The sequence below is a fragment of the Virgibacillus oceani genome (assembly GCF_041521345.1).
Taxonomy (GTDB): domain Bacteria; phylum Bacillota; class Bacilli; order Bacillales; family Amphibacillaceae; genus Virgibacillus_N; species Virgibacillus_N oceani_A.
The window spans coordinates 38,551-51,951 of record NZ_JBGOHB010000003.1 but is presented as its reverse complement, the minus strand read 5'-3'; the positions used below and the strand labels follow the sequence as shown (position 1 = coordinate 51,951).

Here is a 13,401-nt window from a genome sequence, read left to right as displayed (position 1 = left end):
GTCCCCTTATTTAAATTTTATCATGTTTTCTGCGTATGTCTATGAGTTTTTTAAACTTTTAATCAAATTGTTACATTTTCTAAAATCTTTCTGCAAATTTAATTGTTTTGTTGATATAGTTCTTCTGTAATTATTAGTGCATTATAGTTCGAACCGATCATTTGAGATATTGCCCCAATCGTTGAAATAATTTGCCCGGCACCTTCTCCTCTTAGCACCATTATGCCACCAATACTTTCCAATCCGGCACCCAGTCCCTGCAATGCATTACCAATAGCCATTTCCTCCTCTCCTTGCTGGTAATCGGAAACTGCACTTATGGAACTGCCCAAAGATTGCATGGTATCACCTAAAATTTCCAACTGCTCATTTTCCTCACCATTTTCGATGTCCTGTAAATACGCTGCCAAAGAACTGGCAGCTGCTCCAGCACCGTTAATCCAATTCCCTGCAAAACCCAGTGACTCCGTCGATGACACAGTTCCGATAATAGCCGAACCAAGAGCTTGAAGTGCTTCACCTATCGAAATCAGCTGATTATTTATATCATTAAGACCGGACAGCGCCCGCACTTCCGCCAGAGCAGAAATAATTGTCCCTAGTGCATCAAGCCATGAACCAATGAATGCTTTATAATTATCGGTCATCTGCTAATCCCCCGCGCACACAATTTGTTTATTTTACGCAAGGTAGAAACGCTTTGTGTAGTTATCCATCCAACTTTACGATATAAATCATTTACTTCTTTCTTCATTCCATATAAACACGCATCCAAACAAGCGATATATTTATGAGAAATCATCTTATCATCATTATTGATAATCCAAACTTAATAAACAGTTTTATGGCTTGAATTTTTCCAGGTTTGAAATGGCAGTTTATGGTTATCAGGGCAAATTTGCATCATTTGAATACTGCGCTTTTCAAAGGGTAGCGCAATTTGATCATATATAAATTGATCATCAAACCCAATTTGTGCTGCCTCTTTTTTTGTGGATGCATAGTATACTGCTTTAGGTCTAGCCCAATAAATTGCACTGAGGCACATAGGGCATGGTTCACAGCTGGTATAAATTTCACAACCTGATAATTGAAAACTTTGTAATGATCTGCACGCCGCACGAATTGCCTGCATTTCTGCATGGGCAGTAGGGTCGTTCACCGCGGTGACTTCATTTCTTCCGGTACTTATAATCTTCCCATCTTTTACAACAATGGCTCCAAATGGCCCACCATCGCCCATTGCACTTTCTTGTGCAATTTCCACAGCCCTTTCCATCAGTTTATCTTTTCTCATCATGGTCCCTCCATTTACATGTTTTCCCTAAATTTGTGTATGAAGTGTGCGTTTCATATGCAGGTGCGCTGGATACTGGTAACAATCACCTTATTTATATTAGTTCGATCATACAATAATTTTTCCAAATGTCGATAGTATAAACTGTTTTAATAATGTTAAAATATTCTTTATTCATTTCTTTTTTTGTACCATATTATCGTAAGAAAAACCCTTTCAGACAATCCAAAAGGGTAAAAAAGATATAAATTCTATTTAAAATCTTAACTATTAGTTTACATCTGTCTCCGATACACCTTCTTCCCATCATATGAATAAACAACCTTCTTTTCCTCCACATACGTTTCCATATAGACATTCTTCCCCCACAGCTGATAAATATAGGGAAGTACGTTCTCCAAGTAATTAATATCCAGCTCTGTGCCTTCATAGCTGTGCACTAAATAAAGCTCGCCGTTGCGCAGGTAATCTCCATTTTCCACCGTAATATACGGAAATCCACCATTAACCCTCATAGAAACAAGTTCATCACGCACATTCTCAAATGCTTTGTTCGTAATCTGATACGTGCGGCCTTTTTTTTCAAATAAATACATATCCTCTTGCTGCACAAATTCCTTGGTCATATAGTTACGCAGAAAGGAAATATCTGACTCTATTTCTCTTACCTCAAACATTTTCACCCTGCCTGAGCCAGGCTTCACACCAAGCTCCCGCATTTTTTCCGTGGGGTTATTGTATCGCTCTTCAATATCCTCAAACATCTTCAGACCCAAATAATACGGATTCATCTGCTGTTTTGACGGCTGAATCACCCCTGCGTTTAATGTCGCAAACTCGATTGTTTCTTCAGGCGTCAAATCCATTTCCCTTAAAATTCGTTGATGCCAATATGTTGCCCAGCCTTCATTCATAATTTTCGTTTCCAGCTGCGGCCAAAAATATTGCATTTCCTCGCGCATCATCGTGATAATATCCCGCTGCCAATCCTCCAAATCTCTGCTGTACTCCTCAATAAACAGGAGCAGATCCTTCTCAGGCTTTGGCGGGATTTTCTTCCGTTTCTTTGTCCGTCTTCGCTCCGGAGGTTTTTCGTCCAAATCCCATAAGTCATCATACGGTCCTTTGGATTTGGGTGTCGGCTCTTCCTCCTCTTCCATATCATAGGACGGCAATTTCGGTCTGATAATGGACGGGTCAATATGTTCCTGTATGGCAAGCACAGCATTAAGGAAACTTTCTACTTCTTCCTTCCCATGAATCATTTCATAATGGCAAATACGCTCCGCAGTAGCTGTCATGCTTTCCACCATATCCCGTCTCGTGTTGGAAAAACGAACATTATTTTTGAAAAAATCACAGTGAGCCAGCACGTGTGCCACAATCAGCTTATTTTGAATCAGGCTATTTGTATCCAGCAAAAAAGCATAACAGGGGTCCGAATTAATTACCAGCTCATATATCTGACTTAACCCCAGATCGTACTGCAGCTTCATCTTATGAAACTGCTTTCCAAAACTCCAATGGGAAAATCTTGTCGGCATTCCGTATGCACCGAATGTATAAATAATATCGGCAGGACAAACTTCATACCGCATCGGATAAAAATCAAGCCCGTAGCTTGAGCCAATTTCTGTTATTTCATCAATGGCACGGTTAAGCTCCTTCGTCTCAGTCAATGAATACCCCCCTAATAAACACTTTCTATAACCTATGAATCATACGTAAAATTATTACCAGATAAAGTGAACGTACTTTTCAAGATTACGTTCCTATTTAATTCATTAAAAACACCTATTAACGGAAGGGAGTTCTGCTATTTTTGAAACAACGGGGGGCTGAATCACCCATTAATTGAACCATGCTTTAGATAATAATTTAATGCCTTCTTCTATTTCTGTTTCCGTTAACCCTCCAAAGCCTAACAATACCATAGCTGGCCGATCCGCATCGTACTTTTCATAATAAATGGAGGGCGGATAAACTTTCACCTTTTCTTTTTCAGCAGTCTTTACCAGCTCAGCTTCGGTCATATTAGTTTGAACATGTAACAAAATGTGCAAACCCGATTCTTCTCCAATGATTGTTGTTTTATTACCCATGTATTGTTTAATTGCTGATACCAGTGCTTTTTGTTTCCTCCTGTATGTGACCCTCATTTTGTTCAGATGACTTTTCCAATAACCTTTTTTCATAAATTGAATGAGTGTTTCCTGATGGAGCCGGGAAACCGTTTGTTTATAAATAGAAAAATGGTTATCGTATTTTTTTAACAAGGTTGCAGGCAACACGATATAACTTAGCCGTATAGACGGGATTAATGACTTAGAAAATGTACCTAAGTAAATAACACTGCCTTGCGAATCTAACCCTTGTAAGGATGGAATAGGTTTTCCTTTATATCTGAATTCGCCATCATAATCATCCTCAATAATATAGCATCCGTTTTCTTTAGCCCAATTCAATAACTCCGTTCGGCGTGTAATAGGCATTATTTTTCCCGTTGGAAATTGATGAGAGGGAGTTACATAAACGACATTTGCATTACTCTTTTCTAAATGCTTCATACTCACACCATCTGCATCGAGCGGGATTGACATTGTTTCAACACTTTGATCTTTAAACACCGTTCTCGTTCGGTGAAAACCCGGATCTTCCATAGCGTATATGGATTCTTTACCAATAAGCATACATAGTAGTCCGATTAAGAATTGGGTACCAGCACCTATAATAATTTGCTCTGGTGCACTACTTACCCCTCTTGATTGAAAAAGATAGTTTGCTATTTCTTCACGTAAAGAGAACTCACCTTTTGGATCACCATTTAAAAAAACCTGGTTATTATCCTCGTAAATTGATTGAATAGTTAATTTTCTCCATGCTGCATATGGAAATTGGTATAAATCTACTTTTCCATGATTAAAATCTATTTTATAATTTCCCGCTGTATTTTCACGTTCTATTATGTTTAGAGGCAGCACACTTCTTGAATACGGGTATAAATCCTCTTCTAATTCTTTAACAAACATCCCTTTTCTTGGTTCGGATCTAACATATCCTTCTGCATGTAATTGCTGATAGGCAGTTTCAATGGTGTTTTCACTAATTCCAAGATGGCTGGATAATTTCCTTTTCGAAGGTAACTTTATATCAGCCCTTATCCTGCCTCCTTCGATCTCTTCTTTAATGTATCTGTAAAGTTGTATATACAATGGTTCTGCTTTTGTATCATCCAATATAGGTGTTAGTTCTATCATAAAGTATACTCTCCTTTGTAATCTGACCCCTTCAATTATACCAAATCTGACACTTTTGATGATGCCAGACTAAGAATATAATGGAAAATATATTGTAAGAAAGGGGATATATATGTTTAACATTAAAGAATTAACCACCGAAAGGGAATGGACCGAGGCTTTCCCGATCATGAATCAATTACGTACGCATCTTAGCCAAAAAGAGTACATAGCATTGGTGACTGAGGCTAAAGAAAAAGACATGTACAAATTATTTGCTTTGTATGATCAAGGAGATATCGTTGCTGTTACTGGATTTAAACCAATGATCACGCTATATTATGGACGATTTGTTTGGGTTTGTGATTTAGTTACGGATACGCAAAAACGTTCAAATGGGTATGGAGAAAAGCTTCTTTCGTTCGTTCATGAATGGGCAGTAGCGCATAATTATGACAGTGTTGCTCTTTCATCAGGTTTACAGCGTCATGAGGCGCACCGTTTTTATGAAGAGAAAATGGCGTATGAAAAAGCAAGTTATGTTTTTAAAAAAACATTGAATGGATGAAGTCAATTGTAAGATTTACTTCAAAAGAGGTGCGCAGATGGCACCTTTTTTTGAAGTATTTTGGAATTCCGTTTCCATCAAAAACACTAAACTCTCTTTACTGTCGTCAGTACCATATCCAATCGGTATGTTTTCCTCTTTTTCAGGGAAGATTATTTCCAGGAGGGATAACTAATGAGTGACCAATATTTATCAATCGAGGAGTTTAATGATTTAATTCAAAAATGGAGTGGAAAGACGGTAAAAATAGCGAAGCAGGAACTCGATGATTATGATGAAACGGTGATGGAATTAGCAGACGTTTCCTATGAAACCAATAAGAGAAGAATAGACGATTATGTACCAAAACACGCACTGCAGTTAAACGGAACCGGGTTAATTGAAAATGAAATGAGTGAAACGCATCCCCTGCCGTCCTCTTTATACGAGATTCCGCTGGAAGATTCGTCGTTGTATCAATTTGACGGTGCAAGGTTTGCGCTAATTACAGATAGGGCAATTTATACGATTGAAGTAAACGAATAAAACCATTTGCCTGAGGCAATTAGAAATTTAATTCCAGCCATTCAACAGTCTCTTTAAAACCATACTGTTTATATACCGGTCTCTCTAATTCAGAAGCCCCCAGCCATATTTTCGTAATACCGGCAGCTTTCGCTTCACCCACTGCCATATCAAGCATATTCGTGCCGAGGCCTTGCCCCCGATATGCTTCTTTCATGTACATATTGGTGATATAAGCTTTCTTCCCGCTTTTATTTGTAGCTGGGCGAAAACTCAGAGTAGCCAGAGCATGAGAAGATGCAAACCTCCAAACGATTTGCACCTTCTTATTCTTGTCTTCAGCCAATCAGATTAATCATAGATGCTTTCCAATTATTAAACCGTTGCAGGTTCCTTCCTGAAAAAACTTTTCAATGCATGATACACATCGCTTTTTTCCTTAATGATATAATGACGAAATTTCGGAACATCAATTGTTTCAAACGCCCGCATTAACGTGGATTTCCTGCTGAACCCATTTACTTCACCGTAGCCAAACATATTCGATACACCCATAATTTCATTCACAAGATCAATACACTTCGGATTGTCGGAAGTGATGTTTTCCCCATCTGAAAAATGAAATGGATAAATATTATAGCGGGACGGATGATATTTTTCATCAATCAGTTCTAATGCTTTGTTATATGCGGAAGAACAAATTGTTCCACCGCTTTCCTCTCTGGAAAAAAATGCTTCCTCTGACACTACTTTTGCTTCTGTATGATGGGCAATAAATTCAATTTCCACGGATTCATATTTGGAACGGAGGAAGCGGGTCATCCAGAAAAAGAAACTTCTCGCGACATACTTTTCGAACATACCCATCGATGCACTTGTGTCCATCATTGCGAGCACGACTGCCTTTGACTCCGGCTTAACCACCTCATTCCATGTTTTAAACCGAAGATCATCATTATATATCGGGTTAATACCTGGCCTGCCCTCTCTGGCATTACGCTTGATTGCCGTTAAAATCGTTCTTTTTTTATCAATATTACCCATGAGGCCTTTTTTACGTACATCATTAAATTCCACATCTTCTATTGTTATTTCATCCTGTTCTTTCTGCTCCAGATTGGGCAGTTCCATCTCTGCAAAAAGTGCATCCTCGAGTTCTTCAAGTGACACTTCTGCTTCATAGTAGTCCTTACCAGGTTGATCACCAGCCTTTTTCCCTTGACCATCTCCCGGTTTTCCTTCTGCAGGTGCCTGGGCGATGACATCACCAATTTGACTGTCCCCGTCCCCCTGGCCTATATGCTTAGATTTGTCGTAATTATAGCGGATTTTATATTCATCCAGAGAACGGATAGGGATTTTAATCACATCTTGGCCATTTGACATAATAATATTTTCTTCACTTACCAAGTCAGGCAAATTTTTATGAATAGCATCTTTCACTTTATCCATATGCCTTTTCTGATCCTGATAGCCTTTACGATGGAGGGTCCAGTCTTCCTGGGAGACAACAAAATTTTCCTTTTTCTCCTTCATACTCTTCCTCCTCTAAAATACAAGAACGCACAAAGGCGTTATGGTGAAATGCGACAGCAGGTAAAACTGACACCCCGGCTGCCATATATTGCTTAGCCAACCTTTCTCTATCCTATGCAATACAGGAGGCACTATTGCATTTTTCTGAAAGAATCAAAGGAAATTACAGCCTATTTTGACAGGCGTAACAGAAAAAATACCACTGCAAATTATTTATGACTCAATACAAATTTAACATTTATATAAAACAATCATTCTACCGATAAATCTAAATTTATCTCCACTGCCTTCCAGCAATTGTTTGCTGGCTTTTTCATTCCTTCTCATCTTTTTTTAATCTATTGACCACTTTGGTCATTAATGTTATATTCAGAATGACCGACTTGGTCAGTTCCACTGGAAGGAGATGATTGTCATTTATTCAAAGTTTAATAGCTTAAAACCAGAGAAACAAAAGCTTATTATCAACATGGCAGTAAAGGAATTTGTTGAGAACGGATTTGATAAAGCATCAACAAACGAAATTGTAATAAACGCCAATATTTCTAAAGGTTCTTTATTTAATTATTTTAATAGCAAAAAAGACCTTTATGTATATTTAATCGAATACAGTATTCAAGTAATCGAGAAGCTTATCGATCAAATTGATTTTAGTGAAACTGATTTGTTTAAAAGAATCAAAATGATCGGTTTACAAAAATTGCATATACAGAAAGAATTTCCGTATGTATTTGATTTCCTCGCTGCCTCCGGTAAAGAGGAATCCGTTGAAGTAAAAGATGTAATTAAGCAAAAAGTGGATTATATCCAAGAGGAGAGTATGGAGAAATTATATAAAAATATTGATTACACCAAATTTCGTGAAGGGATCGACATTGAAAAAGCAATTGAAATCTTGAGTTGGACCATGTTCGGGTTCAGGGAAAAGGCGATCCAGCAAATTGAGACCTTTGAAGATATTGGTGAGTTTGGAGAGCAATATCTCAAAGAATGGGAGCGTTATGCTGAAATACTGAAGTACAGTTTTTACAAATAATGCTAAAGCAGTTTAGTATGAAAGAAATTATAGAATAATTGGAATTGATTCATCTATAAATGAAAGTATCGGGGAATTTAAACGTCGGTTAGAACATGATGTCAAATTTTAAAAAGGGAGTGTAGTGTTATGACAGAAATGGTGAAGGTGCAAGGTGTACAAAAGAAATTCGGTAAGTTCCAAGCCTTAAGTAATGTGACATTTACTGTAGAACCTGGAGAAGTTGTCGGCTTTATTGGCCCGAATGGATCTGGTAAATCTACAACGATTCGCATTTTATTGGGGATTATCAGACGGAATGCCGGCAGTGCGGAAATATTCGGCAAGGACGTCTGGGATGATAGCCTTGAAATTCATAAACGCATTTCTTATGTTCCTGGTGATGTTAATTTATGGGGGGGTTTGACAGGCGGGGAAATCATTGATTTGTTTCTTAAATTGCATGGTGGCGGTGACAAGCAAAAACGCGATTATTTGATGAAGCGGTTTGAATTGGATCCCAAGAAAAAAGCGAAAACATATTCGAAGGGAAATCGTCAAAAAGTCGGATTGATCGCAGCTTTATCTGTTGACTCGGATTTATATATTTTTGATGAACCAACCTCAGGTCTTGACCCTTTAATGGAAGCGATTTTCCAGGAAGAAGTAGAGAAAATCAAAGAATCAGGTAAGTCTATTCTGCTTTCCTCTCATATATTAAGCGAAGTGGAACGCCTTGCTGATAAGGTTGTCATCATTCGCCAAGGTGAAATTGTGGAGACTGGTACCCTTGATGAATTGCGTTATTTAACCCGTTCTACTGTAACATTGGAAACAGAAAATAATGTGGCGGAAATGGCCGATGTAAATGGCGTATTTGATTTCCAGCAAAAAGGGGCACAAGCGACGTTTTCCGCGGATAATCAATACCTTAATGAGATTTTAATGGAGGCAAGCAAACTAGGTGTTAAAAAGTTTGAATCTTCACCACCAACACTAGAAGATTTATTCATGCGTCATTATGAAGGCTAAGCACTGAAAGGGGTTGAATGAGGATGAAGGAAAAGTTTGCACGTTGGGATCTGTTGTTTTTACAATATTTAAAACGTGATTGGAAAAAAATAATTGTTTGGGTTTTAGGAATTGGTTTGTTTTCAGCTGCTTTTATTCCGGCTTTTAAAGAGATTGCCAAAGGGCAAGGTTTGGTGGGGATGTATGAAACCTTACAAAATCCTGCGATGATATCCATGGTTGGCCCCACACCAGTCGAATCTGCAGCAGATTATACATTAGGCGCAATGTATGCCCATGAAATGTTGTTATTCTGCGGGTTGTTCGCAATGATTATTTCTATCCTGCATGTAGTCGGCCATACGCGAAAAGAAGAGGATCTGGGTCTAACAGAACTTGTGCGTTCGTTTCAGATAGGTCGTCAGGCAAATTCTCTTGCTACGGTGATGGAAACGGTTCTCATTAATGTCGTCTTAGCCATTTTTATCAGCGGCGTGATGATGAGTTTTGGCGCTGAAACGATTACGATGGAAGGATCATTTTTATTTGGGGCATCCATTGGATTTGCTGGAATGACTGGTGCGGTGCTTGGTCTCTTCATGGCTCAAATCATGCCGAGTTCATCAGCTGCAACAGGCTCATCACTTGGCATTGTCGGGTTATTATATATTATTCGTGCCGGAACAGATGTCTCCCATGTTGATTTATCCATGTTTAATCCAATGGGGTGGACTTATTTAACGTATCCTTTTACGGAAAATAACTGGTTTCCACTTATTTTCGCCCTAATATTCAGTGCAGTCGTCATGGTCATTGCTTTTATCCTTGAAGGCAGACGGGATATGGGAGCAGGTTATGTCCCTGAAAGAGAAGGCAGGGAGAACGCTAAAAAATCCTTATTGTCTGTTCATGGTTTATTTACCAGGATTAACAAAGGTGTGATGATAAGCTGGTTTATTGGCTTTGTTATTATGGGAGCTGCCTATGGGTCGATTTATGGAGATATGCAGACCTTCCTTGAAAGTAACGAAATGATGAAGCAGATGTTTTCGCAATCAGGTGTTTCCATTGAAGCGTCATTCACTGGCACCATTATGATGGTCATGATTAGTTTGGTTTCCATTTTACCGATTGCCATTGTAAATAAACTTTTTTCTGCAGAAAGCCGTTTGCACCTAAGTCAGATTCAGGCCACAAAAGTGACGCGCGGCAAACTTTATTGGACCAGTATTGGCTTAGCGGTTTTTGCAGGTTTCATGGGAATTTTATTAGCTGTAAGCGGGCTTGGCGGGGCTGCAATTTCCTTCATGGGGGATGATGCTGCGATGGGGATGGCTGATTTCTTTGCTGCCGGCTACAATTTCCTGCCAGCAGTATTATTCTTTACCGGGCTGGCAGCTTTAGCCCTCGGCTGGTCGCCGAAACTGGGTAAAATAGTTTATGTTTATCTTGGCTATTCCTTTATGTTAAACTACTTTGAAGGTATTTTGAATCTGCCGGAATGGTTCTCCAAAACAGCGATTCAAAGCTGGGTTCCACGAATGCCAATGGAGAATTTCGATGCCCCGGTTTTTATTACAATAACTTTGATTAGCATTGCTTTCATGGTAATAGGTTACCTCGGTTATCGCAGGCGGGACATGATGGAAGGTGCTTAATATCGACTGAAAAAAACAAGAGCTGGGACCCGTCCGTCCCAGCTCTCCTTTTAGTAGCCGTAATTCCATCTATGTTATCTTCACACCAAACCACTTTGGTAAACGGGCCTAATTCCACTTTTTTATTATCGATGGTATAATGTTGGGTTTTCTCATGTTTCTGGCTGACCAGCTCTTTATATACCCCATGCTCCACATTCTCTAATATTTTTACAGAATGATCCTTTTTTATTACTAATGCTGTTCCTTTCAATATTTAGCACCTTCCCTGGAAGATTATTTTTACTGTCAGCTAAAGTATATACCAGATCATTGATGACTTAAACCTTTTTGTGATTATTTTCACAAATAGTTCGTATATCGTTGATACTTCTTTCACAAAGTAGATCTTCCCATGAAAAAACGGGACGAGGAGCCCCTCTGTCCCATGTTTATGTTACCTGTTCAATAAACTTCCCACATACCGTAGTAATTCATTGGCCGATACCGAATTATACCCGTGTTCGTCTATTAATCTCGCAATCACTTCATTAATTTTCTTCAATTGGGATTCGTCGGGTGTCTTCGATGTGGTGGTAATTTTGACCACATCTTTGAGATCGGCAAACAGTTTTTTCTGGATTGCTTCTCTTAGCCGTTCGTGGGAATTATATTCAAATCGCTTGCCTTTCCTTGCATAGGCAGAAATACGGATGAGAATTTCCTCTCTGAAAGCACGCTTAGCATTTTCCGAAATTCCGATTTGTTCCTCGATCGAGCGCATCAGCTTTTCATCCGGGTTCATTTCTTCCCCGGTCAGCGGGTCTTTCAATTTATTTTTATTGCAAAATGCCTCCACATTATCCAGATAGTTATCCATTAAAGTTCTCGCAGATTCTTCATAGGAATAGACGAATGCTTTTTGCACTTCTTTTTTCGCAATTTCGTCGTATTCTTTTCGGGCAACGGAAATATAGTTTGTATAATTTTCCTTATCCTCTTCAGAGATAGAAGGATGCTGATCAAGCCCATCCTTCAGTGAACGCAGCACATCCAGCGCGTTAATCGACTTTACTTCCTTACGAATAATTGCAGACGATATTCGGTTGATCACATATCTCGGGTCGATCCCTTCCATCCCTTCTACAGGAAACTCTTTCCGCAGTTCATCGATATCCAGCTGGTTAAACTCTTCCACATTTTCCCCGTCATACAAGCGCATCTTTTTGACAAGGTCGACGCCCTGCTTCTTGGAATCCTTCAGCCTCGTTAAAACGGAAAAAATCGCTGCCACCCGCAGGGCATGCGGCGCAATATGCACATCAGCCATATCACTTTCATTAATCATCTTCTGATAGATTCGTTCTTCCTCACTGACCTTCAAATTATATGGAATAGGCATGACGATAATTCGGGAATGAAGTGCTTCATTTTTTTTATTGGCAATAAAGGAACGGTACTCAGCTTCGTTTGAATGGGCTACAATAAGCTCATCCGCGCTGATGAGCGCAAACCTGCCCGCTTTAAAATTCCCTTCCTGTGTCAGCGACAACAAATGCCAGAGGAATTTCTCATCACATTTCAGCATCTCTTGAAACTCCATCATCCCGCGGTTAGCTTTATTCAATTCCCCATCAAACCGGTAAGCACGCGGATCAGATTCAGAACCAAATTCACTGATCGTGGAAAAATCAATGCTTCCTGTCAAATCGGCAATATCCTGTGATTTTGGATCCGACGGACTGAACGTGCCGATTCCAACCCGTTTATCCTCATTGAAAAAAATGCGTTCTACTTGCACATCTTCAATTTTTCCACCATATTCCTTCTCCAGCCGCATCGTATTTAGCGGAGACAGATTTCCTTCAATTCGAATGCCATAATGTCCAAAAAAATCTTCTCGTAAATGAGTCGGAATGAGATGGAGCGGGTCCTCATGCATCGGACAGCCTTTAATTGCATATACCGCGCCTTCATCAGTCCTGGAATACTGTTCAAGGCCGCGCTTCAGCATCGTCACAATCGTGGATTTGCCGCCGCTCACCGGCCCCATTAATAATAAAATTCGTTTCCTGACATCCAGCCGTTTCGCGGCCGGATGAAAATATTCCTCCACCAATTTTTCAATTGCTTCTTCCAGTCCAAAAATCTCTTCACCAAAAAATTCATACATCTTTTTCCCGTCCCGCTCGGTCAGTCCTGAGCTTTTGATCATATTGTAAACCCGGGAATGCGCAGTCTGGGCAACTTCCGGTCTTTCTTTTACAATCTCTAAATACGCCGCGAACGATCCTTCCCACTGCAGTCGCTCTTCCTCTTCACGGTGACTCTTTACCTTTTCTAAAATATCCATTTCATACCCTCCATCTGATCGCGGTTTCTATCCATCATATGCAGGACATGAAATACAAATGCATAAAGCGAGACAGAGAGCCTGACCCTCTATCCCGCTGAAACAGAGGGGCGGTTCTTCTGTTTCAGACCCATTTTTGGCAATAACTTGCAGCTGGTAGCGTATCGCTTAATAAGTCGGGAAACACGCCAAATCAGCATTAACAGATCGAGGAAGAAAATTCTTCTTTCTTCTACTCATTAGG

Annotated in this window: 12 protein-coding genes; 5 read left to right on the top strand and 7 right to left on the bottom strand. The window is 39.5% G+C overall.

Features of this window, described 5'->3' with window-relative positions:
• Positions 1–98: 98 nt before the first annotated feature.
• The 4 genes from ACDX78_RS03435 to pdxR form a co-directional block, all read right to left on the bottom strand.
• Positions 99–647: a DUF6944 family repetitive protein gene (locus ACDX78_RS03435; RefSeq protein ID WP_486025383.1), complete on the bottom strand. Its 549-nt coding sequence runs from the start codon at positions 645–647 to the stop codon at positions 99–101.
• 182 nt (positions 648–829) lie between these two features.
• On the bottom strand, positions 830–1,297 hold the full coding sequence (locus ACDX78_RS03430; protein ID WP_486025382.1) for a nucleoside deaminase: 468 nt from the start codon (positions 1,295–1,297) through the stop codon (positions 830–832).
• A gap of 275 nt (positions 1,298–1,572) precedes the next feature.
• Positions 1,573–2,976, bottom strand: coding sequence for a SpoVR family protein (locus tag ACDX78_RS03425; protein WP_486025380.1), 1,404 nt, complete (start codon positions 2,974–2,976; stop codon positions 1,573–1,575).
• A 171-nt stretch (positions 2,977–3,147) separates the two neighbouring features.
• On the bottom strand, positions 3,148–4,554 hold the full coding sequence (pdxR, locus tag ACDX78_RS03420) for a MocR-like pyridoxine biosynthesis transcription factor PdxR (protein WP_486025378.1): 1,407 nt from the start codon (positions 4,552–4,554) through the stop codon (positions 3,148–3,150).
• Positions 4,555–4,666: 112 nt separating this feature from the next.
• Between pdxR and ACDX78_RS03415 the strand changes: the two genes are divergently transcribed.
• Both ACDX78_RS03415 and ymzB read left to right on the top strand, forming a co-directional pair.
• Positions 4,667–5,101, top strand: a complete 435-nt coding sequence (locus ACDX78_RS03415; RefSeq protein WP_486025377.1) for a GNAT family N-acetyltransferase — start codon at positions 4,667–4,669, stop codon at positions 5,099–5,101.
• A 174-nt stretch (positions 5,102–5,275) separates the two neighbouring features.
• Positions 5,276–5,626, top strand: coding sequence for a protein YmzB (ymzB, locus tag ACDX78_RS03410; RefSeq protein ID WP_486025375.1), 351 nt, complete (start codon positions 5,276–5,278; stop codon positions 5,624–5,626).
• A gap of 19 nt (positions 5,627–5,645) precedes the next feature.
• Here ymzB and ACDX78_RS03405 read toward each other — a convergent pair whose 3' ends face one another.
• Positions 5,646–5,951 carry a GNAT family N-acetyltransferase gene (locus ACDX78_RS03405; RefSeq protein ID WP_486025374.1) on the bottom strand — a complete coding sequence of 102 codons (306 nt, stop codon included), beginning with the start codon at positions 5,949–5,951 and terminating at the stop codon, positions 5,646–5,648.
• A gap of 29 nt (positions 5,952–5,980) precedes the next feature.
• Complete coding sequence (yhbH, locus tag ACDX78_RS03400) at positions 5,981–7,141, bottom strand: sporulation protein YhbH (RefSeq protein ID WP_486025372.1); 1,161 nt, start codon at positions 7,139–7,141, stop codon at positions 5,981–5,983.
• Between the two features lie 406 nt (positions 7,142–7,547).
• Here yhbH and ACDX78_RS03395 point away from each other — a divergent pair, with 406 nt between their 5' ends.
• From ACDX78_RS03395 to ACDX78_RS03385, 3 genes are all read left to right on the top strand, one after another.
• A complete protein-coding gene (locus ACDX78_RS03395; protein ID WP_486025370.1) occupies positions 7,548–8,177 on the top strand; it encodes a TetR/AcrR family transcriptional regulator in 630 nt (209 codons plus the stop codon).
• A 129-nt stretch (positions 8,178–8,306) separates the two neighbouring features.
• Positions 8,307–9,188 (top strand): ABC transporter ATP-binding protein, encoded by an 882-nt coding sequence (locus tag ACDX78_RS03390; RefSeq protein WP_486025368.1) that lies wholly within the window; start codon positions 8,307–8,309, stop codon positions 9,186–9,188.
• Between the two features lie 23 nt (positions 9,189–9,211).
• The gene (locus ACDX78_RS03385; RefSeq protein ID WP_486025366.1) at positions 9,212–10,825 is read left to right on the top strand and encodes an ABC transporter permease; all 1,614 of its coding nucleotides are present in this window, start codon (positions 9,212–9,214) and stop codon (positions 10,823–10,825) included.
• Positions 10,826–11,261: 436 nt separating this feature from the next.
• On the opposite strand, the gene ACDX78_RS03380 is transcribed toward ACDX78_RS03385, so the two are convergent.
• Positions 11,262–13,157: a PrkA family serine protein kinase gene (locus tag ACDX78_RS03380; protein ID WP_486025364.1), complete on the bottom strand. Its 1,896-nt coding sequence runs from the start codon at positions 13,155–13,157 to the stop codon at positions 11,262–11,264.
• Positions 13,158–13,401: the final 244 nt, after the last annotated feature.